The sequence below is a fragment of the Actinokineospora pegani genome, assembly GCF_009745975.1.
Lineage (GTDB): Bacteria > Actinomycetota > Actinomycetes > Mycobacteriales > Pseudonocardiaceae > Actinokineospora > Actinokineospora pegani.
Window position 1 is genome coordinate 77096 of record NZ_WHOL01000122.1, and the last position, 25858, is coordinate 102953.

Annotated in this window: 23 protein-coding genes, 1 tRNA gene and 1 CRISPR repeat array; of the genes, 10 read left to right on the forward strand and 14 right to left on the reverse strand. The window is 71.2% G+C overall.

Translation table 11 applies throughout. The features are described 5' to 3' along the window. Nucleotides 1-2 precede the first annotated feature (2 nt). Entirely contained in the window at nt 3-1223 is a 1221-nt protein-coding gene (gene glf, locus GCL84_RS27500; protein ID WP_156758510.1) for a UDP-galactopyranose mutase, read from the reverse strand. Nucleotides 1224-1282: 59 nt separating this feature from the next. Beyond that, on the reverse strand, nt 1283-2263 hold the full coding sequence (locus tag GCL84_RS27505; RefSeq protein ID WP_156758478.1) for an LLM class flavin-dependent oxidoreductase: 981 nt from the start codon (nt 2261-2263) through the stop codon (nt 1283-1285). A gap of 89 nt (nt 2264-2352) precedes the next feature. Between GCL84_RS27505 and GCL84_RS27510 the strand changes: the two genes are divergently transcribed. Beyond that, the gene (locus GCL84_RS27510) at nt 2353-3150 is read left to right on the forward strand and encodes an HAD family hydrolase (RefSeq protein WP_156758479.1); all 798 of its coding nucleotides are present in this window, start codon (nt 2353-2355) and stop codon (nt 3148-3150) included. Between the two features lie 99 nt (nt 3151-3249). Then, nucleotides 3250-4746: direct repeats of the CRISPR family, unit length 29 nt; unit sequence GTCTTCCCCGCTCACGCGGGGCTGTTCCC. Between the two features lie 94 nt (nt 4747-4840). Here GCL84_RS27510 and glfT1 read toward each other — a convergent pair. The 3 genes from glfT1 to wzm are packed head-to-tail and all read right to left on the reverse strand — an operon-like array spanning nt 4841 to nt 7463. After that, on the reverse strand, nt 4841-5740 hold the full coding sequence (glfT1, locus tag GCL84_RS27515) for a galactofuranosyltransferase GlfT1 (RefSeq protein WP_156758480.1): 900 nt from the start codon (nt 5738-5740) through the stop codon (nt 4841-4843). Beyond that, nucleotides 5737-6528, reverse strand: coding sequence for a galactan export ABC transporter ATP-binding subunit Wzt/RfbE (wzt, locus tag GCL84_RS27520; protein WP_156758481.1), 792 nt, complete (start codon nt 6526-6528; stop codon nt 5737-5739). Before wzt ends, glfT1 begins: the two co-directional genes overlap by 4 nt. Nucleotides 6529-6545: 17 nt before the next feature. Beyond that, a complete protein-coding gene (gene wzm, locus GCL84_RS27525) occupies nt 6546-7463 on the reverse strand; it encodes a galactan export ABC transporter permease subunit Wzm/RfbD (protein ID WP_235926783.1) in 918 nt (305 codons plus the stop codon). Nucleotides 7464-7543: 80 nt separating this feature from the next. Here wzm and GCL84_RS27530 point away from each other — a divergent pair, with 80 nt between their 5' ends. The 4 genes from GCL84_RS27530 to GCL84_RS27545 all read left to right on the forward strand — a co-directional run bounded on the left by GCL84_RS27530 (nt 7544) and on the right by GCL84_RS27545 (nt 10987). Next, nucleotides 7544-8743 (forward strand): acylneuraminate cytidylyltransferase, encoded by a 1200-nt coding sequence (locus GCL84_RS27530; RefSeq protein ID WP_197523542.1) that lies wholly within the window; start codon nt 7544-7546, stop codon nt 8741-8743. A gap of 10 nt (nt 8744-8753) precedes the next feature. Beyond that, entirely contained in the window at nt 8754-9635 is an 882-nt protein-coding gene (locus GCL84_RS27535) for an N-acetylneuraminate synthase family protein (protein WP_156758482.1), read from the forward strand. Between the two features lie 177 nt (nt 9636-9812). Next, nucleotides 9813-10490, forward strand: coding sequence for a hypothetical protein (locus GCL84_RS27540; protein ID WP_235926785.1), 678 nt, complete (start codon nt 9813-9815; stop codon nt 10488-10490). Next, entirely contained in the window at nt 10487-10987 is a 501-nt protein-coding gene (locus tag GCL84_RS27545; RefSeq protein ID WP_156758483.1) for a hypothetical protein, read from the forward strand. Before GCL84_RS27540 ends, GCL84_RS27545 begins: the two co-directional genes overlap by 4 nt. A gap of 774 nt (nt 10988-11761) precedes the next feature. Here GCL84_RS27545 and GCL84_RS27550 read toward each other — a convergent pair. Further along, the gene (locus GCL84_RS27550; RefSeq protein WP_156758484.1) at nt 11762-13294 is read right to left on the reverse strand and encodes a M28 family metallopeptidase; all 1533 of its coding nucleotides are present in this window, start codon (nt 13292-13294) and stop codon (nt 11762-11764) included. 323 nt (nt 13295-13617) lie between these two features. Here GCL84_RS27550 and GCL84_RS27555 point away from each other — a divergent pair, with 323 nt between their 5' ends. Continuing rightward, on the forward strand, nt 13618-14580 hold the full coding sequence (locus tag GCL84_RS27555; RefSeq protein WP_156758485.1) for an NAD(P)H-quinone oxidoreductase: 963 nt from the start codon (nt 13618-13620) through the stop codon (nt 14578-14580). On the opposite strand, the gene GCL84_RS27560 is transcribed toward GCL84_RS27555, so the two are convergent. Further along, a complete protein-coding gene (locus tag GCL84_RS27560) occupies nt 14564-15772 on the reverse strand; it encodes a cysteine desulfurase-like protein (RefSeq protein ID WP_156758486.1) in 1209 nt (402 codons plus the stop codon). The two genes, GCL84_RS27555 and GCL84_RS27560, sit on opposite strands and share 17 nt — an antisense overlap. A gap of 47 nt (nt 15773-15819) precedes the next feature. Between GCL84_RS27560 and GCL84_RS27565 the strand changes: the two genes are divergently transcribed. After that, complete coding sequence (locus GCL84_RS27565; RefSeq protein ID WP_407924441.1) at nt 15820-16380, forward strand: bacterial proteasome activator family protein; 561 nt, start codon at nt 15820-15822, stop codon at nt 16378-16380. A gap of 189 nt (nt 16381-16569) precedes the next feature. On the opposite strand, the gene GCL84_RS27570 is transcribed toward GCL84_RS27565, so the two are convergent. Together GCL84_RS27570 and GCL84_RS27575 are read right to left on the reverse strand one after the other, a co-directional pair. Continuing rightward, nucleotides 16570-16657, reverse strand: a tRNA-Ser gene (locus GCL84_RS27570). 27 nt (nt 16658-16684) lie between these two features. Beyond that, a complete protein-coding gene (locus tag GCL84_RS27575) occupies nt 16685-17155 on the reverse strand; it encodes a MarR family winged helix-turn-helix transcriptional regulator (protein ID WP_235926787.1) in 471 nt (156 codons plus the stop codon). 112 nt (nt 17156-17267) lie between these two features. On the opposite strand from GCL84_RS27575, the gene GCL84_RS27580 reads away from it, so the two are divergent. Both GCL84_RS27580 and ypfJ read left to right on the forward strand, forming a co-directional pair. Further along, nucleotides 17268-18977 (forward strand): bifunctional metallophosphatase/5'-nucleotidase, encoded by a 1710-nt coding sequence (locus GCL84_RS27580; protein ID WP_156758488.1) that lies wholly within the window; start codon nt 17268-17270, stop codon nt 18975-18977. A 606-nt stretch (nt 18978-19583) separates the two neighbouring features. Continuing rightward, nucleotides 19584-20507: a KPN_02809 family neutral zinc metallopeptidase gene (ypfJ, locus tag GCL84_RS27585; protein WP_156758489.1), complete on the forward strand. Its 924-nt coding sequence runs from the start codon at nt 19584-19586 to the stop codon at nt 20505-20507. 8 nt (nt 20508-20515) lie between these two features. Here the strand turns inward: ypfJ and GCL84_RS27590 are convergent, their stop codons facing one another. The 5 genes from GCL84_RS27590 to GCL84_RS27610 form a co-directional block, all read right to left on the reverse strand. Beyond that, nucleotides 20516-21577: a helix-turn-helix domain-containing protein gene (locus tag GCL84_RS27590; protein ID WP_156758490.1), complete on the reverse strand. Its 1062-nt coding sequence runs from the start codon at nt 21575-21577 to the stop codon at nt 20516-20518. After that, nucleotides 21574-22308 carry a hypothetical protein gene (locus GCL84_RS27595; protein WP_156758491.1) on the reverse strand — a complete coding sequence of 245 codons (735 nt, stop codon included), beginning with the start codon at nt 22306-22308 and terminating at the stop codon, nt 21574-21576. Before GCL84_RS27595 ends, GCL84_RS27590 begins: the two co-directional genes overlap by 4 nt. Nucleotides 22309-22413: 105 nt before the next feature. Continuing rightward, nucleotides 22414-22914, reverse strand: coding sequence for a hypothetical protein (locus GCL84_RS27600; RefSeq protein ID WP_156758492.1), 501 nt, complete (start codon nt 22912-22914; stop codon nt 22414-22416). A gap of 69 nt (nt 22915-22983) precedes the next feature. After that, on the reverse strand, nt 22984-23748 hold the full coding sequence (locus GCL84_RS27605; RefSeq protein WP_156758493.1) for a putative hydro-lyase: 765 nt from the start codon (nt 23746-23748) through the stop codon (nt 22984-22986). Between the two features lie 12 nt (nt 23749-23760). After that, nucleotides 23761-25002: an MFS transporter gene (locus GCL84_RS27610; RefSeq protein WP_156758494.1), complete on the reverse strand. Its 1242-nt coding sequence runs from the start codon at nt 25000-25002 to the stop codon at nt 23761-23763. 103 nt (nt 25003-25105) lie between these two features. Between GCL84_RS27610 and GCL84_RS27615 the strand changes: the two genes are divergently transcribed. Beyond that, the gene (locus GCL84_RS27615; RefSeq protein ID WP_235926789.1) at nt 25106-25834 is read left to right on the forward strand and encodes a GntR family transcriptional regulator; all 729 of its coding nucleotides are present in this window, start codon (nt 25106-25108) and stop codon (nt 25832-25834) included. Nucleotides 25835-25858 lie beyond the last annotated feature (24 nt).

Consider the following 25858-nt stretch of genomic DNA (forward strand, 5'->3'; position numbering starts at 1 on the left):
GGCTAGCCGTCCAGCGATCCGTCCAAAGGCGTGCCATCGGTCAGGTGCGGACCGACCTTGTTGTCGAAAACGGACAACGCCGAGCCGATCGCCATGTGCATGTCGAGGTACTGGTAGGTGCCCAGCCGACCACCGAACACGATGTTGTGCGAGGCGGCCTCGGCCTTGGCCAGCTCGCGGTAGCGGGCCAGCTTCTCCCGGTCCTCGGGGGTGTTGATGGGGTAGTACGGCTCGTCGCCGGATTCGGCGAACCGGGAGTACTCCCGGACGATGACCGTCTTGTCCTTGGGGTAGGTCGTGCGCTCCGGGTGGAAGTGCCGGAACTCGTGGATGCGGGTGTACGGGACGTCCGCGTCGTTGTAGTTCATGACGGAGGTGCCCTGGTAGTCCCCGACCGGCACGACCTCGGTCTCGAAGTCCAGCGTGCGCCAGCCCAGCTCGCCCTCGGCGTAGTCGAAGTAGCGGTCGACCGGTCCGGTGTAGACCGTCGGCGTGCCCTGCGGGATCTGGCCGCGCACGTCGAAGTAGTCGGTGTCGAGGCGGACGTCGATCAGCTCGTGCTCGGCCATCTTCGTCAGCCACGCGGTGTAGCCGTCGACCGGCAGGCCCTCGTAGGTGTCGTTGAAGTACCGGTTGTCGAAGTTGTAGCGCACCGGCAGGCGGTTGATGATCGACGCACCCAGTTGCGTGGGGTCGGTCTGCCACTGCTTGGCGGTGTAGGCCTTGATGAACGCCTCGTAGAGCGGGCGCCCGATCAGCGAGATCGCCTTCTCCTCGAGGTTCTGCGCCTCGTCGGTCTGGAACTCCGAGGACTGCTTGGCGATCAGCTCGCGCGCCTCGTCCGGGGTGTGCGACTTGCCGAAGAAGTGGTTGATCAGCCCCAGGTTCATCGGCAGCGGGTACACCTGCCCCTGGTACTTGCCGTACACGTGGTGCTGGTAGCCGGTGAACTCGGTGAACTGGTTCACGTAGTCCCACACCCGCTTGTTCGAGGTGTGGAACAGGTGCGCGCCGTACTTGTGGATCTCGATGCCGGTCTCGGGCTCCGGCTCGGAGTAGGCGTTGCCACCGATGTGCGCGCGCCGCTCCAGCACCAGCACGCGCTTGCCGAGTTGGGAGGCGGTGCGCTCGGCGATGGTCAGGCCGAAGAAGCCTGAGCCGACGACGATCAGGTCGTAGCCTGCGTAGTCGGGGTTGACTGGGGTGTCTTGAGGATCTGCCAGCGGGCTCACGGGAACTCAGGCTACCCGCGTGACGCGCTGTGCCCGCAGGCGCGTGCGGCTCATCCTTGCGCTGAGCGACCCTGCTGCGACCAGTCCGTCACCGTCGGGCCACCCCGCTCCTGCTCACCGCGCCCAGCCGGGCCCGCGGCGCGTCCGCCCAGGCCCGGCAGCAGGTCGGCGGCGACGTGCTCCAGCGTGGTCTCCCGCCCGGCGTACGGGGTGTCCGGTCGCGGCCAGTGCACGACCAGGTCGGTGAACCCGGCCGCCGCGGCGCGCCCGGCGTGCTCCTCGAACGCCCCGACGCTGCTCAGCGAGAACACCGGGGAGGCGTCGACGGAGATGTAGCGGTCCACCGTCGCGCGGTCGCGGCCGTGCTGGTCGAGCACGTCGTCGAACCGCTCGGCCAGCTCGGTGACGCCCCGCCACCACTGCTCGAGGTCCTCCGCGTCCGGCTTGCCGGTGGTCACCCAGCCCTGGCCGTGCCTGGCCGCGGTGCCCATCGCCTTCGGGCCGTTCGCGGCGACGAGGAAGGGCACCCTCGGGCGCTGCACGCAGCCGGGCGCACTGCGCGCCTCAGCGGCCTCGAACCAGCGGCCCGAGTGGGTGGTGCGGGGCTGGCGCAGCAGCTTGTCGGTCAGCGCGACGAACTCCTCGAACCGCTCCGCGACCTGGCCCGGGGTGATGTCGGCGCCGCCGAAGACCTTGCCGTCGTAGTTGGCCGGACCACTGGACCCGGAGCCGACGCCGAGCAGGAACCGGCCGTCGGAGATGTCGTCGAGGGCCAGCACCGAGCGGGCCAGCGGCACCGGGTGCCGGAAGTTGGGGGTGGTGACGAACGTGCCGAGGCGGATCGAGGAGGTCACCATCGCCGCGGCGGTCAGCGTGGGAACCGAGTCGAACCACGGGCCGTCGACCAACGTCCGCCAACCGAGGTGGTCGTAGGTCCAGGCGTGGTCGAAGCCGTACTCGTCCGCGGCGCGCCACCGCGGTTCGGCGGCCCACCACCGGTGCTCGGGGAGGATCACGATGCCAACTCGCACCCGTAGAAGCTACCGGTTGGTAGAGACCTTTCCGCGCAGGGTAACCAAGCCCACCCCGGACCGGCCCGCCGGTGTTGCAGGATGGCGGGGTGGACACCCCCCGCCTGGTCGCCTCCGACATCGACGGCACCCTGCTCGACCCGATGGACCGCGTCACCCCCCGCACCCTGGCCGTGCTGGCCAGACTGCAGGCAGCCGGCGCCGTCTTCGCCCTGGTCAGCGGCCGCCCCCCACGCTGGATCCCGCCCGTCGCCCAGGCCGCCGACCTCACCGGCCTAGCCGTCTGCGCCAACGGCGCGATCATCTACGACATCGCCGCCGAGAAGATCGTCTCCCACCGCAGCCTCGACCCCCTCCTCCTGGGCGACACCGTCCACGCCCTGGAGAAGGTCCTCCCCGGCATCCACGTGGCCACCGAACGCGCCACCATCGAAGACCACCCCTTCGCCACCGAACCCGACTTCCGCAACCCCTGGGGCGACGAACCGAGCAACGTCCAACCCCGCGCGGAGGTCCTGGGCCACCCGGCCACCAAGCTCCTGGTCCGCCACCAGGGCATGACCAGCGCCGAGATGGCCCTGGCCGCCACCGAACTCCTGGGCACCGCCATCGACGTCACCTACTCCACCAACCGGGGCCTCATCGAGATCTCCGCCCCCGGCGTCACCAAGGCCTCCGGCCTCAACGAGGTGGCCACCCTCAGCGGAGTGCCCACCACCGCCACCATCGCCTTCGGCGACATGCCCAACGACATCGAGATGCTGCGGTGGGCCACGCACGGGGTGGCGATGTCGAACGCGCAGGCGGAGGTGAAGGAGGTGGCCGATGAGGTCACGGCGTCTAACGCGGAGGATGGGGTGGCGGTGGTGTTGGAGCGGTGGTTCTGAGGGTTGCTGTGGGTAGTTGAGTGGTTACAGGAGGGCGGTTGGGTGCGGGAAGTGATGCTAAAATCGCTCCGACCTCCGCAAAGCCGCAGGTCAAGAAGTGTCTTCCCCGCTCACGCGGGGCTGTTCCGCAGGTCAGCAGCCCGGTCGCGAGCGCTCGTCGTGTCTTCCCCGCTCACGCGGGGCTGTTCCCGAACGGGCAAGCGACGAGGTCCGCGCAGTGGAGTCTTCCCCGCTCACGCGGGGCTGTTCCCAACGTCTTGAACTCGGCGTCGGTCACCCCCGCCGTCTTCCCCGCTCACGCGGGGCTGTTCCCTTGTGAATGTGAAAGCACCCCGATGTCGGGGGTCTTCCCCGCTCACGCGGGGCTGTTCCCACCTGGTCCGCTTTCGCGTGCTCGGCGCGCGTGTCTTCCCCGCTCACGCGGGGCTGTTCCCGGCGCCCACACCCCGGCCTGCCCGCTGAACCCGTCTTCCCCGCTCACGCGGGGCTGTTCCCGGGATCGTCCAGTCCTCGCCGAACTCATCGAGGTCTTCCCCGCTCACGCGGGGCTGTTCCCTCGGCGCCGGGGAGTCCCCGCGCTACACCGACGTCTTCCCCGCTCACGCGGGGCTGTTCCGGCCAGCTTGCGGCGGGCTCGGTGGGCCTGCTCGTCTTCCCCGCTCACGCGGGGCTGTTCCCCAGATCCGGACACCGACAACCTCAGTCGGACCGTCTTCCCCGCTCACGCGGGGCTGTTCCCGCGCACCGAGGGGAGAGCTTCCCTGAGCACTGCGTCTTCCCCGCTCACGCGGGGCTGTTCCCAGACGATGACGGATCACGCCCATACCGAACTGGTCTTCCCCTCTCACGCGGGGCTGTTCCCGCGGCCGAGCTGTTGAGCGGTTTCGGGACGCCGTCTTCCCCGCTCACGCGGGGCTGTTCCCAACCGCTGACATCATGACCCACCCCCGGGCACCGTCTTCCCCGCTCACGCGGGGCTGTTCCGTTCGACCTGAATGCGGCGGAGCTGCTGTCGGGGTCTTCCCCGCTCACGCGGGGCTGTTCCCGCGGCCAGGTTGACCCGCTTCTGCTCGAGCAGGTCTTCCCCGCTCACGCGGGGCTGTTCCGTGGGCCACCTCGCCGGGCAGCAGCAGGTGGGCGTCTTCCCCGCTCACGCGGGGCTGTTCCCCCCAGCCGGGTCAGCGTCTCGTAGACGTTGCCGTCTTCCCCGCTCACGCGGGGCTGTTCCCGCCGAGAGGTTCTGGTTCGTCCCGTCCGCGCGGGTCTTCCCCGCTCACGCGGGGCTGTTCCCAGCGGGCACCCACGCGGGAACCGCGACGCGCGGTCTTCCCCGCTCACGCGGGGCTGTTCCCATCGGCGGCCGGACGTAGAGCTGCCCGGACTCGTCTTCCCCGCTCACGCGGGGCTGTTCCGGGTGTCCCGTTCGGACGGACGCTGCGCGGCACGTCTTCCCCGCTCACGCGGGGCTGTTCCCGCGGCCGCCCCGTCAACGACAAAGACGACCTCGTCTTCCCCGCTCACGCGGGGCTGTTCCCCAGGCTCCCGAGTTGCCGGACGATCCGGAGTAGTCTTCCCCGCTCACGTGGGGCTGTTCCTGGCCGAGTTACCGCAAACAACTGTTTGCCGTAATTTCTCCGCTCACGTGAGGCTCTTCTCCCTCACCCAACCACCCCGGCCCCCAAACCACCCCTCAATGCCGAAAAAACTTCTCCTGCCGCCCCTTGGACACCAACCGCAACCACTGCAAAAACGCCTTCGGATCCCGCTTAGTCCCCAAAAAGTACAACCCGAACCGAAAAACCTCCAACAACCCCAATTTACGCATCCCCGGCTGCGCCAGCAGATACCCCCGGTTCCGGTACGTGTAATACCGCTTGATCTCGTTCTCCGGGTCCTGCGCGTGCAGCCGCCCCCCCAACATCGGCTTGAACTCGTCCGACCCATCCGGGTGCAGGTACGCAACCGACAGGCACGTGCCGAAGGGCAGCCCGGAACGCACCAGCCGCCGGTGGATCTCGACCTCGTCGCCGCGGAAGAACAGGCGGTAGTCGGGGACGCCGATGACGTCGAGGGTGGAGGCGCGGAAGAGGGCGCCGTTGAAGAGAGAGGCGATGCCGGGCAGGAAGTCGGTGCCCAGGGCGGAGGTGTCGCGCTTCCAGGTCAGGCCGCGGCGGAGGGGGAAGGCCAGTTTGTCCGGGGAGTCGATGTTGGTGACGACCGGGGAGACCTCGGCGAGGCCGCGCTTCTCGGCCACGTCGAGCAGGACGGCGAGGACGTTCTCGTCGGCGGGGCGGCCGTCGTCGTCGGCCAGCCAGAGCCAGGTGGCGCCCATGGACAGGGCGTGCAGCATGCCCAGGGCGAAGCCGCCCGCGCCGCCGAGGTTGCGGTGTGACGACAGGTAGGTCGTCGGCAGCGGGCAGGCGGCCACGAGGTCGTCGACCGGCTGGTCGGGGCCGTTGTCGACCACGATGAGGTGGTCCGGGGGCCTGGTCTGGGCCGCGAGCACCTTGAGGGACTCCTCGAGCAGTGCTCGGCGGTGCCGGGTGACGACGACCGCGACGACGGAGTCGGCGGGCAGGGGGGTGGTCATGCCTTCTCGCCGAGCCTCTCGAGGATCTCCGGGCCCAGGTGCTCGAACGGGTCCTTGCCCTTGTAGGCGGTGAGCACCTCGCGCAGGGTCCCGTGCATGCGGACCCGGCCCTCGTCCATCCAGATGGCGGTGTTGCACAGCTCGAACAGCAGCTCGTCCGAGTGCGAGGCGAAGACCAGCATCCCGGAACGGTTGACCAGGTCGACCAGGCGGTCCTTGGCCTTGGTCATGAACGCCGCGTCGACGGCGCCGATGCCCTCGTCGAGCAGCAGGATCTCCGGGTCGATGGAGGTGACCACGCCCAGGGCCAGGCGCACGCGCATGCCGGTGGAGTAGGTGCGCAGCGGCAGGTGCAGGTAGTCGCCGAGCTCGGTGAAGTTCGAGATGTCCTCGACCCTGGCCTCGATCTGCTTGCGCGTCATGCCCAGGAACAGGCCCCGGATCATGATGTTCTCGATGCCGGAGATCTCCGGGTCCATGCCGACCCCGAGGTCGAACACGGGCGCGATCTTGCCGTTGATGTCGGCCGTGCCCGTCGTGGGCTCGTAGATGCCCGACAACAGGCGCAGCAGGGTGGACTTGCCCGCCCCGTTGTGCCCGACCAGGGCGACCCGGTCGCCCTCCTTGAGCGAGAGGTTGATGTCGTGCAGGGCCTCGATGATCGGGACCTTGGCCTCGGTGCCGATCTTGCCCCCGACCTTGCCCAGGACGGCCTTCTTCAGCGACCTCGTCTTGGCGTCGAAGATGGGGAAGTCGACGGAGGCGTTGCGGACCTCGATGCTGACCATGTGTCTTGGTCCCTTGCTCAGACCCAGTAGGAGATACGGGAACGGTAGTTGCGCATCGCGACCAAAGCCAGGGACCAGCCGATGACGGTCACGACCCCGCAGAACACCCAGTGGTGCCAGCTCTGGACGTTGCCCAGCAGCGGCGCGCGCAGGATCTGGATGAAGTGGTAGGCCGGGTTCGCCTCGGCGACGTACTTGACCCAGCCGCCGTCCTCGCCGAACCGCTTGGCGAGGATGTCGGTGGACCAGACGATCGGGGTGACGAAGAAGACCAGGTTGGTCAGCGCGGCGACGACCTGCGGGATGTCGCGGTACCGGGTGCTGATGATGCCGAACAGCAGCGCCGCCCAGGCCCCGTTGATGGCGATCAGCGCGATCGCCGGGATGGCCCAGAGCACCGACCAGTCCAGGCCGGGCTGCGCGGTGCCGCCCGCGGTGATCGTGTAGCCCTCCGTGCTCAGCGGCCCGAAGAAGATCGCCAGCACGATGAAGTAGACGACCAGGTTGTGCAGGAACATCAGCGTCAGGCGCCAGACCGTGCGCAGCGCGTACACCGTCAGCGGCGCGGGGAGCTGCTTGATCAGGCCCTCGTTGTGGATGAACGAGTCCGAGCCCTCGGTCAGGCAGCCCAGGATGAACTGCCAGATGATGAACCCGACCGTCAGGTAGGGCAGGAACGTGGCGATCTCGCCCTCGAAGAGCTGCGAGTACAGCAGGCCCAGGCCGGTCGCGGTGATGCCCATGCTGAGCGTGATCCACAGCGGGCCGATGACCGAGCGCCGGTAGCGCTGCTTGATGTCCTGCCAGCCGAGGTGGGCCCAGAGCTCACGAGCCGCCAGGCCCGCGCGGATGTCCTGGAAGGCCCGTCCCCAGGTGCGGCCCGCGTGCACCACGGGCTGTTCTGGGGCGGAATCGATCGCACCGATTGCTGACACGATTGTTGAGCCTACCGGCGAGCTTTCCCGGGCCAACCAGGGGCGGTGGCCGGAGTCGGGTGCGTGGCAGAGTGTCCGCCGTGACTGATTCACCGCCTTCGCCCGCCCCCGGTCGGGTGAACCGGGTGGTCGCCGTGGTGCCCGCCCGCGGTGGCTCCAAGGGCGTCCCCGGCAAGAACCTGGCCAGGGTGGGTGGCGTGCCGCTGGTCACCAGGGCAGTGGCCGCCGTGCTCGGCTCCGGCGCGGTCGACGAGGTCGTGGTCAGCACCGACGACGCCGCGATCGCCGCCGAGGCCGCCGCGGCCGGGGCGACCGCCGTCGAGCGGCCCGCCGAGCTGTCCGGGGACACGGCCTCGTCCGAGTCGGCCGTGCTGCACGCCCTCGACGTCCTCGCCGAGCGCGACGGGGCCGACCCGGCGGTGGTGCTGCTGGTCCAGTGCACCTCGCCGTTCATCGCCCCCGGGACCGTCGCCGAGGTGGTCGGTCGGGTGCGCGACGGCGGCGCGGACAGCGCGTTCACCGCCGTCCGGGTGCACGAGTTCCTCTGGCTGGTCCGCGCCGACGGCACGGCCGAGGGGGTCAACCACGACAAGTCCACCCGGCCGCGCAGGCAGGACCGGGAGCCGGAGTTCCGCGAGACCGGCGCGGTCTACGCGATGCGCGTCGACGGTTTCCGCGAGCGCCGCCACCGCTTCTTCGGTCGGGTCGAACTGGTCGAGGTGCCCGCCGCCGACGCGCTGGAGATCGACACCGCCGACGAGCTCGACCTGGCCAGGCGGCTGGCCGGGGGGCGCGTCACGGCGGCGGAGCTGCCGGTCGACGCCCTGGTCACCGACTTCGACGGCGTGCACACCGACGACCGGGCGCTGGTCCTGCAGGACGGCACCGAGGCGGTCATGGTCAGCCGGTCCGACGGCGCCGGGGTGGCGCTGCTGCGCGCGACGGGCATCCCGCTGATGATCCTGTCCGTCGAGCTCAACCCGGTCGTCGCCGCCCGCGCCCGCAAGCTCGGTGTCGAGGTCGCGCACGGGGTGGCCGACAAGGCGGCCCGGCTGCGGCAGTGGCTGCGGGACAACGACCTGGACCCCGCGCGGGTCGCCTACGTCGGCAACGACCTGCGCGACATCCCGTGCATGGAGATCGTCGGCTGGCCCGTGGCGGTGGCCGACGCCCGACCCGAGGTCCTCGCGGTGGCTAGGGTCGTGTTGCACAACAGCGGCGGCGCCGGAGCCGTCCGGGAGGTCGCTGACCTGATCCTCGCCGCGCGGAACTCGAGCTAGGAGCCTGTCGATGAGCACCCCAGCACCGACCACCGCCATTGGCGGCCGCCTGGTCGGCGCAGGCCACCCCGCCTACGTCATCGCCGAGGCGGGCATCAACCACAACGGGGACGTGGAGCTGGCCAAGCGCCTGGTCGACGTCGCCGCCGACGCGGGCGCGGACGCGGTGAAGTTCCAGAAGCGCACCCCGGAGATCGCCACCCCGCCGAGCATGCGTGACACTCGGCGCGAGACGCCGTGGGGCGAGATGAGCTACCTCGACTACCGGTACCGGGTGGAGTTCGGCGAGGAGCAGTACGCCGACATCGCCCGGCACTGCGACAAGCGCGGCATCGCCTGGTTCGCCTCGCCGTGGGACGTGCCCAGCGTGGAGTTCCTCGAGCGCTTCAACGTGCCCACGCACAAGGTCGCCTCGGCGTCGCTGACCGACATCCCGCTGCTGGAGGCGCTGCGCGACACCGGCAAGCCGATCATCTGCTCCACCGGCATGTCGACGATGGAGGAGGTCGACGCGGCGGTGGCCGTGCTGGGCACCGAGCGCCTGGTGCTGCTGCACGCCACCTCGACCTACCCGTGCCCGCCGGAGGAGTCGAACCTGCGCACGATCGGCACGCTGCGCGAGCGCTTCCCGGACGTGCCGGTCGGCTACTCCGGGCACGAGCGCGGCCTGCAGGTGTCGGTGGCCGCCGTGGCGCTGGGCGCCTGCGTGGTCGAGCGGCACGTCACCCTGGACCGGGCGATGTGGGGCTCGGACCACGCGGCGTCGCTGGAGCCCGACGGCCTGCGCAAGCTCGTGCGCGACATCCGCGTCGTGGAGACCGCGCTCGGCGACGGCGTCAAGCGGGTCTTCCCCGGCGAGGAGAAGCCCCGCGCCCGCCTGCGCCTGCACTAGGCCGGGTTTCGGAAGCCTGGACGTGCCGGACTTCCGAAACGTGACCTGGACCGACCGAAAGACCCCCGTTCGGGTTAAGGGCCCACGAACGGGGGCGGGTTGTAGTGTTCATCACCCCGGCCACGCGCGGCCGGGGTGATGCTGCCCCATCTAGTCCCCGCGAGGCACCTGAACCCGATGATCTCCGTTGACTCGGGCCCGCGCCCGAACACCGGGCTGCGCTCCGACCTGGCCGCCCTGCTGACGGCCTACGCCCGGCACGACCCACCCCGCTCGATCGCGATCGTGGGCAACGCGCCGGTCGCGCCCGACCCGGCCCGCGCCGCCGCCATCGACGACTCCGACCTGGTCATCCGGATGACCAGCTTCGCCGTCGACGAGCCGGGCGCGACCCCCGCCCTGGGCGCGCGCACCGACGTGGTGGTCTTCCACCGCGGCGTCGTGGCCAGCCCCAACCTGTTCGCCGACTACACCGCCCGCCTCTACCTGCTCGTCGAGCCGGGGCGGCTGCACTGGGAGCCGGAGCGGCTGCCGGACTGGTGGCCCGCGGACCTGGGCTTCCAGAACGTGCCGAACCGGGAGTTCACCGTCCCGCTCAACGCCCTGCTCGGGTTCGACCCGGAGGTCGCGGAGTGGTCGACCACGGGCACCCTCACCGCGTACGTGATGACCGAGCTGTTCCCGGCCGCGAAGGTCCGGATGACCGGCATGTCCATCATCGAACGCCCAGATCAGACCACCTTCGCCCACGCCTGGGGCGAGTCGGTCCAGGTCACCGCCGAACACCGCCTGCACGCCGAATCCGCGCTCCTGCGCACCTGGATGGACACCGGAAGGATCGAGGTACTCCCATGACCGGCCTCCCCGAGCGCCTGCGCACCACCGCCCGCCAGGCGGGCCGCCCGCTCTGGATGAAGTTCCGCGGCCGCGTCGAGGCCCTGATCTCCGAACGCATCACCGAGGCCTCCCACGACTGGCGCGGCCGCGACGACGCCCTGCGCGAGCGCATCGACGAGCAGCAGGAGCAGATCCGCATCCTCAGCACCGACCTCGCCACCGCCGTGGCCGACGCCGACCGCAGGCTGCACGAGGTCGCCGCGAGCGTGGACTGGCTCGACCACGAGCACCGCCGCATGAGCCCCCAGATCGCCGCAGCCGAGGCCAGGCTGGCCGAGCTGGAACGCCGCGCCGCCCGCCCCGACCTCGCCGCCGCCGAACAGGCCGACCCGGCCCTGGCCGCACTGGTCGAGGAACTGCGCGCCGAGCACGCCAAGATCCGCGCCCGCCTGGGCACGGTCAGCCGCTACGAGGAGCGCTTGGCCCGCCTCGAGGAGAAGACCCCCTCGGTCTGAGCAACAAGCGGCGGTGGCCCCACGGACCAAACGGAACCAGGGCTACCGCCCACCCAAAACGACCCCACCCAAGCCCGCCGCGCCACCACCCCTCGCGCGCGGCACCAAACCCCACCGCTCCACTGGGGGCGGCCCACGGCCCAGTCTACCGGCGGAACCCCACCCGCACCCCCAAAGTGGATCTTGCCTGTGGACAACTCCACGGTGAACTCCCGAACACCCCCGCGCACGCCGCCCGCGCCACCACGCCCGGCCCGACCACCCCGCGTCAAGCCGCCCCGTGCGACACCAAACCCCACCTTCCTCCGGGGCGATGCCACTTACTTAGTCCGGCGTGTGGGCTGTGGGGGTCGTGCGTGGTGATGGTGGCCGCGGAGATCGGGGCGTGGAAGCGTTCTGACGGCGAGGACACCGCACGACCGTGCCTGTCGAACACCCCCTGGTTCGGGTCCTGGAGTACGAGGTCCTGAGCAGGGGCGGCAGAACCGAGCCCATCCGGTTGCTCACCCATCAACCCCCGTGCGCGAGGCGACCGAGCAAGCCGACACCGACCGGACCCCCTTCACCCGAACCCTCCACCACCACACCCGCCCAACCAGGAAAAGCACTAAGTAAGTGGCATTGCTTCCGGGGGCACCCCTCAGCCCGTTCTACCGGCGGAACCCCGTCCGCACCCCAAAGTGGATCTTGCCTGTGGACAACTCCCCAGTCGCTGCCCGAACAGCGGAAGGGCCCCGCAGCCAGTGACTGCGGGGCCCTCACACCATCAGTCCGTCAGCCGGCAACGGCCCCGTCGTGCGCAGCGACAACGGAACGAGCCACCGTCTTCGACTTGGCGGCCTTGGCGGCCGCGGCGCGCGCGGCGCGCGGCGGAACGCCGTTGATCTCCTCGGTGCTGATCGCGTAGGAGGCGGTCACCCAGGCGATGGCGTCGGAGTTGCGGTCCAGGGCGACGCGGTCGACGTTGCCCAGGTTGTCGCACTTGGCGTGGTAGCACTTGTCGTAGGCCACGCCTGCCTGGCCGCCCCACTTGTCGGCCTGGGCGGCGGTCTTGACGCCCTCGGCGCCGGTGAACAGGCCACCGGCCGGGATGCCCTGGGCGATGAACTCGCCGTAGTCCGAGCGGCCGGAGAAGTCGGTGCCCTCGGTGGGCACGCCGGTCGCGTTGAGGAAGTTCGCGAAGGCCGCCTCGATCTGGCCCGAGCCGTAGGGGCCCGCACCGGAGCCGACACCGTCGGAGTCGTCGCCGTCGTAGACGAAGTAGGCCGCGTTCGGCGAGGCGATCATGTCGAAGTTCAGGTACAGCGCGATGTCGAGCTGCTGCTCGAAGGACAGCGACTGCACGTACTTCGTCGAGCCGACCAGGCCGAACTCCTCGGCGCTCCACCAGGCGAAGCGGACCGCGTTGTTCACCTTGGGCGAGCCGCCGAGCTTCAGGGCGGTCTCCAGCAGGCCCGCGCTGCCCGAGCCGTTGTCGTTGATGCCGGGGCCCTCGTGCACCGAGTCCAGGTGCGCGCCCGCCATCACGACGTTGCTCTTCTTGCCGGTCTTGGTCTGCGCGATGACGTTGAAGGTCTCGCGCTCCTCCTGCAGAACGCGCAGCTCCAGGGTCACCGTGGCGCCCGGGGTGGCGGCCAGCGCCTGGCCCGCGGCCTGGGTGATGCCGCCGGTGGGCACGCGCACGACCGACGGGTCCGCGCCGAGGGTGCCGTTGAGGTCGCCCTCGGTGTTGTTGTAGACGATCGCGCCGACCGCGCCCGCGTCGCCCGCGACGCGCTGCTTGTCGGCGAACGAGCACGCGCCGCGCGAGATCAGGGCGATCTTGCCGACCACGTCGAGCCCGGCGTAGTCCGCGGCCTCGCAGCCCGGCGTCTCGTCGTTGGGGACCACGGCCAGCGGCGCGGTGATGCCGCCGGTGGGCGTGGACGGGCTCAGCGTCATGGCGAAGATCGGCACCTCGCCCGAGGGCGTGGTCAGCTTCTCGGCCTGCGCCTCGGTGTAGGTGAAGGTGAACGGCTGGCGGGTCACGTCGTAGCCGGCCTCGATCAGCTTCGACTCGAAGTACTGCGCCGACTGGTTGTAGCCGGGGGAGCCCGCGACCCGGTTGCCGCCGTTGCGGTCGGCGATGCGCTGCAGGGCGATCAGGTGCCGGTTGACCCCCTCGCCGGTGACCTTCTTGACGAGGTTCCTGGCCAGGGCGGGCCCGTCGGGCAGTGTCGCGGCCGACGCGGGCAGCGCCATGAGCGACATCGCGACCGCCGAGGCGGCCACGGCCGCGCCCGTGCGCAAACTCTTGCTGGTGGACATGCAGATCCCCTTGCTCCGGGACGGAATCCAACCGAGTCCGGCCTGGCCCCCGACCAGGCCCGACCTTTCGGCGAGTGTCACCCTCACCTGATCGGGAGTCGCGGGTCAAGAGCTGTGCGTTACCGCCTGATCACCGGCATTTCCCGGATAAGCAGGCGCAATAGTGGGAAAGGCCCGTTATAACGTCTTGGACATCCGGTTCGGTTTGGGCCGAATGGTCGAGGAGATCCACCCCTTCGCTGCGCGGGCGAACGCCGCGGCGAGAGCGCAAACGCGGCGCGGTCGTTCTGCGCGGGGCCGTCGCGGGCGGATACCGTCTGGTCATGCACGCGATCACACAGCGCGAACCCGGCGGACCCGAGGTCTTGGCGTGGACCGAGGTCCCCGACCCCGAGCCCGGCCCGGGCGAGGTCCTGATCGACGTCGCCGCGACGGCGGTGAACCGGGCAGACCTGTTGCAGCGCAAGGGGTTCTACCCGCCGCCCGCCGGTGGCAGCGAGATCATCGGACTGGAGTGCTCCGGCACCGTGGCCGCCCTGGGCGCGGGCGTGGCCGGCTGGCAGGTCGGCGACCAGGTGTGCGCGCTGCTCGCGGGCGGCGGGTACGCGGAGAAGGTCGCCGTTCCCGCCGGGCAGGTCCTGCCGCTGCCCCCCGGCGTCGACCTCGTCACCGCGGCCGGGCTGCCCGAGGTCGCGGCCACGGTGTGGTCCAACATCGTTCGCACCGCGGGGCTCAGCGCGGGGGAGACGCTGCTGGTCCACGGCGGCGCGGGTGGCATCGGCACGCACGCCATCCAGGTCGGCAAGGCGCTCGGCGCGACCGTCGCGGTGACGGCGGGTTCGGCCGAACGGCTCGAGCGCTGTGCTGAACTGGGCGCGGACATCCTCTTGAACTACAAAGAGGTCGCGTTCGAGGACGAGGTGAAGGCCGACGTCATCCTGGACAACATGGGCGCGAAGTACCTCGGTCGCAACGTCGCGGCGCTCAACCGGCTCGGCCGCCTGGTCGTCATCGGCATGCAGGGCGGGGTCACCGGCGAGCTGAACCTCGGCGCGCTGCTGTCCAAGAGCGCCTCGGTCACCGCCACCAGCCTGCGCTACCGGCCCACGCCGGAGAAGGCGGAGATCGTCGCCGACGTCCTGGAGCGGCTGTGGCCGCTGGTCGCCGGGGGCGCGGTCAAGCCGATCACCCACGGGGTGCTGCCGATCCAGCGCGCGGGCGACGCGCACCGGCTGCTCGACGAGGGCGGCGTCTTCGGCAAGATCGTGCTCAGCGTGCGTCCCTGAGCTCGGCCAGCGCCGCCACCAGCCGGTCCACTTCGGCCCCGGTCGTGTAGTGGGCGAGGCCGATCCGCACGGCCCCGCCCACCTCGCCGACCCCGAGCGCGGAGAACACGCCGCCGGGGGTGTCGTCGGCGAAGGTGCAGATGCCCCGCTCGGCCAGCGCGGTCGCGGTCTCGGCCGCGGTTTGGCCCGCGACGGTGAACGACAGCGCCGGGATGCGGCGTATGGCGTCGCCGATCACCACCACGTGCGGCAGCGCCCGCAGCTCGCTGATCAGCCGCGACAGCAACCCGGCCTGGTAGCCCTCGGCCGAGCCCAGCGAGGTGAGCAGCCGGTCCCGGCGCGAGCCCGCGGCCGCGTCGTCGAGGTCGGCGAGGTAGTCGACCGAGGCGACCAGCCCGGCCAGCAGCGGGTGCGCGTGCTGCCCCAGCTCCAACCGGGCCGGACCACCGGCGCGCGGGTCCAGGTTGGTCGCGGGCAGCCGGTCGAGCACGCCGGGATCGGCGAAGGCCAGCGCGGCCACCGCGGGCCCGCCCCACGCCCCGCTCGAGACGGCGACCACGTCGGCCCCGGTGTCGTGGATGTCGAGCGGCATGAACGGCGCCGAGCTGGACGCGTCGACCACGGTGAACGCCCCGTGCGCGCGCCCGGCGGCCACGATCCGGCTCAGGTCGGGCCGGGTGCCCACGGACCCGGACCCGGCGGTCACCGCGAGCGCCCTGGTGCGCGGCGTGACCAGGGTCTCGTACTGCCAAGCGGGCAGCTCGCAGGTCTCGATGTCGATCTCCGCCCAGCGCACGGCCGCCCCGGCCCGCTGGGCCACCCGCAGCCAGGGCGCGGTGTTGGCCTGGTGGTCCAGCCGGGAGAGCACGACCTCGTCGCCGATCAGCCAGCCGTCGCCGAGCGCCTCGGCCAGCCGCGCCAGCAGCACGGCGGTGTTGGGCCCGAGCACCACGCCCTCGGCGGCGCAGCCGACCAGGTCGGCCACCGCGCGGCGGGCGGCGTCGACGATGGCCCCGGCCCGCTGCGACGCCGGGAAGACCCCGCCCGGCCCGGACACCGGGGCGCGCAGCGCGGTGGACACCGCCGTCGCCACCTGCTCGGGAACCTGCATGCCCGCCGGGGAGTCCAGGTGCACCCAGCCGTCCCCCAGCGCGGGGAACAGCCCGCGGACCCGAGCGACGTCGAAGGCCATGACGACACGGTACGGCTACCCTCGACCGAGCAGGCATTCGGCGAAGGATGGAGCAGATGAGCCACCCCACCCCCGACCACGAGGACCAGGCCCACCACGTCATGGTGGTGGGCCCCGACGGCTCCCCCCTGGGCACCGCCCGAATCCCGGAAGGAGCCGAGGGCCCCGGCGGCGAGTCCGTCGGAGACATGGTCGAGCAGCCTGCCAAGGTCATGCGCATCGGCACCATGATCAAGCAGCTGCTCGAGGAGGTCCGCGCCGCGCCGCTCGACGAGGCCAGTCGCGCCCGCCTCCGCGAGATCCACATGAAATCGATCGCCGAACTGGAGGACGGGCTCGCCCCCGAGCTCCGCGACGAGCTGACCCGCTTGTCGCTGCCCTTCACCGACGACAGCACCCCGTCCGACGCGGAGCTGCGGATCGCCCAGGCCCAGCTCGTCGGCTGGCTCGAGGGCCTCTTCCACGGCATCCAGACCGCCCTGTTCGCCCAGCAGATGGCCGCCCGCGTCCAACTGGAGCAAATGCGCCGCGGCCTCCCCCCGGGCGTCGGAGCCACCCCGGACAAGGACGCCCCGCCGCACATCCGCGGCACCGGCCAGTACCTCTGACCACGTCCCCGGCGCCGAGGCCCCAGCCTCGGCGCCGGTTTGTCCGACGTTCTCCAGGGATTCCGGCCACCGTGCCCCAGTGCGACGGCTCCGCCGCACCCCACCAGGAGCCCGCTTCGCCTTCACCAGGCCCGAGGCCAGGTGCTGAAAGACACGCCCTGACCAGCGGTTCTGCTGGTCAGGGCGTGCTGGCGGAGGCGGAGGGATTTGAACCCCCGGACGGTTGCCCGTCTTCCGCTTTCAAGGCGGACGCATTCGGCCGCTCTGCCACGCCTCCCGGTCGGGCAAGCCTATCCCCGGCCGCTCACCCCTGGTCCAGGTGGGCGAGCACGCGCTCGAAGACCGCGGCGACCACCTGCTGCTCCTGCGGGGTCATCAGGTCGACCAGGTGTGCCCGGACACCCTCGACGTGTGTGGGGGCCGCGGTGGCCAGGGTCTCGGTGCCCTGTTCGGTGATCTCCGCGACGACGCCCCTGGCGTCGTCGCGGCACTCGACGCGGCGGACCAGGCCGGACTTCTCCAGGCGGGAGATCTGGTGCGAGAGCCTGCTCTTGGAGGAGGCGACCTGGCTCGCCAGGACGCTCATGCGCATCTGACCGCCGTCGCACTCCGACAAGCGGACCAGCACCTCGTAGTCGGCGAGGGCGAGGCCGTGCTTGTCCTGCAGCTCGCGGTTGAGCTGCTGGCGCAGTAGTTCGCTGCCGATGACGTACGCCCGCCAGGCGCGCATCTCCTCCGGGGCCAGCCACCGGGGTTCGGTCCGCACTGTCGTCACGTGCCCAGGCTACGGCGTTCACCTCCCGGGCCTGTTTTTTGCCATGTTCGCCAGGCAGACTGCGCGCACTTGCGCCCGTCGGGGAGTGGCGGAGCGCTCGGACGGAGGACTGATGAAGGTTTCCACTCGGCTGGCGGCCCTCGCCGCGGCCGCCCTCGCCGCGGCGACGCTGGGGGCCACCTCGGCCCAGGCGGCGCCCGCGCCCAAGACGGCCGACCTGCGGCTGATCTCGTTCAACGACCTCCACGGCACCCTGTCCCCGCCCGCGGGCTCGTCGGGGCGGGTCACCCTCGCCGACGGCAGCACCGTCGACGCGGGCGGCGCCGCTTACCTGGCCACCCACGCCAAGCAGCTCAAGGCGCAGGTGAAGAACTCGCTGCTGCTCTCGGCGGGCGACAACATCGGCGCCTCGCCGCTGAACTCGGCGCTGTTCCACGACGAGCCGACCATCGAGCTGCTCAACTCGATGGGCCTGCAGGCCAGCGTGCTCGGCAACCACGAGTTCGACGAGGGCTACCAGGAGTTGCTGCGCATGCAGTTCGGCGGGTGCCACCCGACCGACGGCTGCCAGTTCCGCCCCCGGTTCACCGGCGCGAAGTTCCCGCACCTCGCCGCGAACGTGACCTTCACCAACGGCCTGCCCGCCCTGCTGCCGTTCACCCTCAAGCACGTCGAGGGCGTCCCGGTGGCCATCATCGGCGTCACGCTCAAGGACCTGCCCGCGCTCGTGCTGCCCAGCGCGGTGGCGGACTTCAAGTTCCACGACGAGGTCCAGACGCTGAACAAGACCTCGAAGCTGCTCGACCGGCTCGGCGTGAAGACCCAGGTCGTGCTGATGCACCAGGGCGACAACAGCGAGAGCGGCGCCACCGGGCCGGACGCCTGCCAGACCGTGCCCGGCCCGGCCCGCGCGATCGCCACCGCCGCCTCGGCCTCGATCGACGTGTTCTTCACCGGGCACAGCCACCAGCAGTACAACTGCCAGGTCACCGACCCGGCGGGCAACCCGCGCACGATGATCCAGGGCCTGTCCTTCGGCAGGCTGCTCTCCGTCGTCGACCTCAAGATCGACAAGCGCTCCCGCGACGTGGTCCGCTCGGCCACCGTCGCGCACAACGAGGTCGTCACCCGCACCGTGACCCCGGACCCCGTCGCGCAGCGGCTCGTCGACGAGGCCTCGGCCAAGGCGGCCCCGATCGCCAACCGCCCGATCGGCACCATCAGCGCCGACCTGGTCCGCGCCGCGGGGGCCGCGGGTCAGAGCCCGCTCGGCAGCGTGATCGCCGACGCGCAGCTCGCCGCCACCAGCGGCAACGACGCCGTCATCGCCATGACCAACTCCGGCGGGGTCCGCGCCGACCTGACCTTCGCCTCCTCGCCCGCGGGCGAGGGCGACGGCGTGGTGACCTACGGCGAGGCGTTCACGGTGCAGCCCTTCGCCAACATCATGCAGACGATCACGCTGACCGGCGCGGACCTCAAGGCCGTGCTGGAGCAGCAGTGGCAGCCGCAGCCCGACGGCTCGGTCACCACGCGGTTCCTGCAGGTCTCCAGCGCGCTGCACTACACCTGGTCGCAGTCGGGGACCCAGGGCGGCCGCGTCTCCGCCATCACCATCGGCGGCACGCCGGTCGACCCGGCCGCGAGCTACCGGGTGTCGGTGAACAACTTCCTCGCGGGCGGTGGGGACGGCTTCACCGAGCTGACCAAGGGCACCGACCTGGCCGGTGGCCCGATCGACCTGGACGCGCTCACCGCGTACCTGACCGCGAACCCGGGCCTGGCGCCGCCCGCGCTCGACCGGGTCACCGTCATCCCGTAGGCCGCACCGGTCCACAACGCGAGCCCGCGTCGCCCGCCCGGCGGCGCGGGCTCGCGCTTTGTGCTGCACGGCAAGGAAAGCAAGATCGTCCGCTGAGGACAGTCACCGGTTCGAGCGATTGTCAACGAACGTGTTCTGGGTCACTATTGGTGTATCGGCGGGCCTCGGGGGCCCGGGACGCGACACCTCCGCCGCGTCCGGTCCCCAAGGCCAGTCGGGAAAGGGTAGGTGGTGCGGTGATCGGGCACTATTCCCGCAGTGGTGGTCCGCGGACTGCGCCCCCGCCCCCGAGCCGATCGCTTCGGACCGGGTGTGGACGAGGGCAGTGAACCGCCGGACATCGACCGGTGCGCGGGTGCTTGAATCGCGCCCTGTTCGCACCACGACGCTGTTGAGCCCTGATCGGCGACCTCTCCCGGCTCGGCCACAGGGGCTCCACGCCGGTCCGGCGCGGCGTCGGGACCACTACGGAACTGGGCAGCGCTCGGGGCGGACAGCCCCGGGCGCTGTCCCCTGTTCGGCGTCTCCTCCGATCCCGCCCCCCGCGTCGACTGCTCTATCGTTGCGGCGAACGAGTCGATCCGGTGCCGACGTGGGGTGGCCTAGGTGGAGTTCAACGACGACGTAGCCCTCGACACCTCGCAGGTCCAGGACCAGCGGGGTTCCGGCGGGGGCGGCATCGGCGGTCGCGTCGCGGTCGGCGGCGGTGGCATCGGTGTGGTGGGCGCGATCATCTACTTCGTGCTCTCCCAGCTCGGCGGTCTGCCCACCGGCGGCGGCGGTGCCCCGCTCGGGCTCAGCCAGGTCGGCTCCGGCCAGTCGGTCGCCAGCACCGACCTGGCCAGGACCTGCCGCACGGGCGCGGACGCGAACAACAACCACGACTGCGCCCTGGTCGCCGTGATCAACTCCATCCAGGGCTACTGGTCCGACCAGTTCGCCCGCTCCGGCACCCCGTACCAGGTCTCGACCACCACGTTCTTCAACGGCGGCGTCGGCACCTCCTGCGGCAGCGCCACCTCCGACGTCGGCCCGTTCTACTGCCCCGCCGACTCCCGGGTGTACATCGACCTGGGCTTCTTCAAGCAGCTCCAGACCCAGTTCGGCGCCCAGGGCGGCACCTTCGCCGAGGCCTACGTCCTGGCCCACGAGTACGGCCACCACGTCCAGAACCTCCTGGGGACCTCCGCCCGCGTCCGCGAGGGCGCAGGCCCCACCTCCGACGGCGTCCGCCTGGAACTGCAAGCCGACTGCTACGCGGGCGTGTGGGCCAACCACGCCACCACCACCCCCACCGCCAACGGCAAACCCCTCATCAAGACCATCACCCAGCAGGACATCGCCTCCGCCCTGGACGTGGCCGCCCGAATCGGCGACGACTTCATCCAGGAGAAGCTCGGCGGCGGCCACGTCGACGAGAGCCAGTTCACCCACGGCTCATCGGCCCAGCGCGAGAAGTGGTTCACCACCGGCGTCCAAACCGGAAACCCCACCGCCTGCGACACCTTCAACACCAACGACCTCGGCTAGCGGACCCGTCAGTCCACGGGGGTCCTCGAGGTGATGACCGACAGCAGGTGCGCGGGCAGTCGGGACTGCTCGGCCAGGGCTTGGGGGGAGACCAAACCCACCGCCCTGGGCAGCATCGACGGCTGTTCCACCGCCACCACTTCCCCCGGTTCCCGCCTGCGCCACCCCCGCGTCGAGATCGTCGCCATCGCATTGCGGTAGGTCACGTCCCGCATGATGCCCAGTTGCCGCGACCGGTAGAGCAGAGCCTGCAAGCTGACCCCCCAGGTCTCCTTCAGCTTGGCCAACAGCGCCCAATCCGCCCGCGCGGGCAACCGGGGGGAGATCTGCTCGGCAGGCATCAGGAACTCGGCGGCGAAGCGGTTGGCCTGGTTCTCGATGATGTTGTTGCCCGGCTCCTCGTCGCCGTGCATGACGAGGTGGCCCAGTTCGTGGGCGACGTCGAAGCGCTGGCGGTAGTAGTCGTCCTTGGCCGGGTTGAGCAGGATCAGGGGGCGGTCGGGGCGGGCGACCGAATAGGCGTCGACCGAGGCTGACTGGGGCGGGGTGAAGACCACCAGGACGCCGTTGTTCTCGGCCAGGCGGATGGTGTGGGCGACCGGGCCGGTGGGGACCGCCCAGGCGGCGCGCAGGGCCGCGGCGGCGCGTTCGGGGGAGTCGTCGGCGCAGTCGGGGGGGACCGGCAGGGCGGGGACGTGGACGGGGGGGAAGTCCACGTGGCGTTCGAGGGCGCGGTGGACCTCGGCGACAACGCGGACGTAGGCCTCGGCCTGGTCGCGGGCGAGTTGGGTGGTGGAGCGCAACGAGCGGAAGTGGGCGGACGCCGTGCTGTCCGGGACGCCGTCGGGCAGGAAGAAGGCGGGCTCGACGCCGAGGACGAGGGCGAGCTTGGCGACGGTGGCCGCGGACGGCCTCTTGGTGCCCGACTCGTAGAAGCTGATGGCGGCGGGGGTCAGCTCGATCGCACCGGCGAGGGCGTTCTTGCGCAGCCCGGCCAGCTTCCGGCCGAGGGCGAGGCGGGAGCCGTCGAACAGCGCCGCCACGTCGGCGAGGTGGTTGCCTGTCGTCATTCCCCTGTTCCCACGGCCCGCTTGAGCTGGACGTCGGCGTCGGTCACCCCCTGCTCGGGCAGTTGGTCGCCGACGGCTGGCCAGACACTACCGCCGGTCGTCGCGGCGGGTGGCGGGCCCAGGCGCAGGCGCCAGTGCCAGGGGCGGCCGCCGTGCTCGGTGGAGCGCGGGCTGCCCAGGTAGGCCTCGCGGTCGGTGGCGTCGGAGTTGATGGCGTGCGCGATGAACAGCGTGGAGTCGGTGATGGCGCTGTTCGGCAGCGGGAACAGGCCCTCCTCCTGGGAGCCGAGCCGGGCCGCCGCGCGCTGCTTGGTCGGTGTCTTGGACTGCCAGGAGATCTTGTCGATGCTCTCGAAGCCGAACGAGGTCACCAGCCAGCGCCACTCGCCGAAGCGCCAGCCGGGGGAGCTGTGGTCGTCCGCGCGCACCACCGACCCGGGCCGCAGCGACGGCATGGCGTCCAGCTCGCCGGAGAGCAGCCCCTTGCCGAGCACGTCCCGGCCGACGTTCTCGCCGCCCGGCGGCACCGCGTAGTCGCGGCAGTGGAAGACGCGGTCCAGGCGGTTGCAGAACAGCTTGTGCGCGGTCAGGCCCTGCCAGACCTGGTCGTGGCCGGTGTCGGGGTCGTAGTCCTTGGCCGTGCGCTGGAACGCCGACTCCCACGCCCAGGTGATCGCGTCGACCACGCCCGCGCCGCCCAGGACCGCCAGCACCCGCTCCTGCTCGCTCATGCCCCGGATCGTACCGATCGCAGTAATCGATGCGTGAAACTTAACCAGCGTGTCGTGGGAGGGGTGTGGTCGGGCGTGCCCCTCGCCCGACCACACCCGGCTGTGTCAGTCGGATTCGCAACCGGTTCCGTTGCGGTCGCGGTCCAACCGGTGTCGATCGGGGCGGGTGACCGGGAAGTCGCGGGCGTCGAGGTCCGCGCAGTCCACGTCCACCGCGCCGAGCTGGATGCAGATGGTCGGGTAGGACGAGTCGCAGGTGCGGTCGCGGCTCGTCGAGGTGGTCGGGGGCGTCGTCGGCGCGGCGGGCTCGGGGGCGCTCGTCGCCACCGGGGGCGGCGTGGTCGTGGTGGTGGTGACTCGCGCGGGCTCCTCGACCACCCGCTCGGGCGTGGCGCGGGGGGTCGAGGGGCGGACGGTGACCGTCCTGACCGAGGTGACTGTTGTCTTCGGCGGGGCGGTCGTCGTGATGGTGGGGGCGGGGGAGGACGTGGGGGCAGCGGAAGCGGGCTCGGTGGCGGGGCGTTGGCTCAGCGCGCCGCCTGCCGCGGCGACGGTGAGCGCCACGGCCAACACCGGCCAGGTCGGCAGGAAGCGGATCTTGCGCACGTGTGTTTCTATCTGACGCGGACCCGATGTGGTTACCTGCCGCGACCTGATCGTGACGCAACCGCCGCCTCAAGCGACCCGGTAGGTCGATTCGGGCACGTCGGTGACGAACATGTGCCCCGGGGCGTGGGTGATCGCGAACGGGATGCCCGACCCGGCCAGCGCCGCCTGCGGGGTCACCCCGCACGCCCAGAACACCGGCACCTCGCCCGGCCGGACCTCGGCCGGGTCGCCGTAGTCGGGCTTGGCCAGGTCGACGCCCAGCGCCTCCGGCGACCCGATGTGCACCGGCGCCCCGTGCACCGCGGGCACCGCCGCCGTGACCCGCACGGCGTCGGCGACCAGGTGCGCGGGCACCGGCCGCATCGTCACCACCACCGGGCCGGACAGCGCCCCGGCCGGGCGGCACGCGCGGTTGGTCCGGAACATCGGCACCGTCGTGCCCTGCTCGACGTGGCGCAGCCCGATCCCGGCCGCCACCAGCGCCGCCTCGAAGGTGAAGCTGCACCCGAACAGGAACGCCACCAGGTCGTCGCGCCACAGCTCCAGCACCGAGGTCGGCTCGCCGACCAGCTTCCCGCCGCGCCAGACGCGGTAGCGGGGCAGGTCGGTGCGCAGGTCCGCGTAGGCCAGCTCGGTCGTCCACGCGCCCGGCTCGGTGACGTCGAGCAGCGGGCACGGCTTGGGGTTGCGCTGGGCGAACAACAGCATGTCGTAGGCGTGCGCCCGGGGCACCGCGACCAGGTTGGCCTGCGCGTACCCGTCGGCGACGCCGGAGGTCGAGGTGGCCAGGCCCGCGCGGAACGCGGCCCGCGCCTCCATCGGAGTCTTCATCGGACACTCCTTCTAGGACAGTTCCCAGTCCTTCGTCTCGGGCAGCCCCAGCAGGGCCAGGAAGGCCAGCACGTACGCGCCCGCGGCGAAGCTCATCGCCCCGCCGACGCCGAACGAGGTGGCCATGAAACCGACGGTCGCGGGGAAGACGGCGCCCACGCCGCGGCCGAAGTTGTAGGTGAACCCGGTGCCGATGCCGCGCACCCGCGCCGGGTACAGCTCGGACAGGAACGCGCCGAAGCCGCTGAAGATGGCCGAGTAGCCGAAGCCCAGCGGCAGGCCCAGCACCATCACCCAGGCGTTCGCGCTCGTCGGGAGCTGCGTGTAGAGCACCACCAGCACCGCGTCGACGACGGCGAACGCCGCGATGGTCCGCTTGCGCCCCAACCGATCGGTGAACCAGCCGCCGCACAGGTAGCCCAGGAACGCGCCCGGGATCAGGAACACCAGGAACCACCCGGTGTTCCCGACGCTGAGCCCGCGCGACTCGCGCAGGAACGTCGGCAGCCAGATCGCGAGCGTGTAGTAGCCGCCCTGCACGCCGGTGGTCAGCAGCGAGGCGAACAGCGTCGTGCGCAGCAGCGGCCCGCGGAACAGCTCCGGGAACGAGCCGCGCACGGCGGGCCCGTCGTCGCGGGTGGGGGCGTCCTCGACCCCGCGCCGCAGGTAGAGCACGAGCAGCGCGGGCAGCGCGCCGGTGAACAGCACGACCCGCCAGGCGATGTCCTCGTCGAGAACGCTGAGCAGGACCGTCGCCACGACCGCGGCCGCCGCCCACCCGACGGCCCAGGCGCTCTGCACCACGGCGAGGGTGCGGCCCCGGTGTCGCGCGGCGGTGTACTCCGCCACCAGGACCGCACCCGTCGCCCACTCCCCGCCGAAGCCGATCCCCTGCAGGGTCCGGAAGACCAGCAGCGTCTCGTAGTTCGACGCCAGCCCGCACAGCGCCGTGAACAGGGCGAACGCCAGCACGGTCAGCACCAGCGTGCGCACCCGCCCGATGCGGTCGCACAGCACCCCCGCGATCACCCCTCCGATCGCGGAGCTGACCAGCATCGCCGAGCTGAGCACGCCCGTCTGCCCCGTGCTGAGGGCGAACGCGGCGGTGATCGCGGGCAGGATCAGGGGCAGGATGTTGAAGTCGTAGGAGTCGAGGCCGTAGCCGAGGAACGAGCTGGTGAACGCTCTCCGGCCCTGGGCGGGCAGTGCCCGGTACCAGGCCATCCGTCCGTCTGGTGTGCTGGTTGTCGCCATGACCACCTCGCTCGTGTCGCGGTTCTCGCGTCGATCTCGGGTCGTGCGCCAGTCTGTGACTAGATTGTCGGATTGTGGGACAATCTGACAATAGTCAGATCGGGTGACTAGGCTGGCGGGCGCAGCGGAGCGTGGTTCGGAGGCGGTGTTGGACTTCAAGGACCGGCTGGGCGAGCTGGTCGGCGCGCGCAAGCGCGACCGCAGCAGCGCGGCCGAGAACGTGGCGGCGGTGCTGCGCGACCTGGTCCTGGAGGGCGGGCTCACCCCGGGCCAACAGGTCGTCGAGAACGACCTGATGCCCCATCTCGAGGTCTCCCGGAACACCCTGCGTGAGGCGTTCCGCCTGCTCACGCACGAGAAGCTGCTCGAGCACAAGCTCAACCGGGGCGTGTTCGTCCGCGTGCTGACCGCCGCCGACGTCGTCGACCTGTTCACCGTCCGGCGCATGGTCGAGGTGGCCAGCCTCGACCTGGCCGACGAGGCGGGTATCGGCCGGATGGCCGTGGCCGTCGAGTACGGCGAGGCCGCGGCGGAGGACGGCCGCTGGGTCGACGTCGGCACCGCCAACCTGCGTTTCCACCAGGCCATCGCCGCGCTGTCGGGCAGCGACCGGATCGACGAGCTGATGCGCCACGTGGCCGCCGAGCTGCGCCTGGGCTTCCACGAGATGGGCGAGCCGCGCGCCTTCCACGAGAGCTACCTGCGCCGCAACCGCGAGATCGTCGACACCCTCGCCGCGGGCGACACCGCCACCGCCCAGGTCCAGTTGCGCTCCTACCTCGACGACGCCGAGGCTGAGATGCTGGCCGCTTTCACCGAGATCGGCCGCTGAACCGGCGCTAGGGTCGGTCCCCAT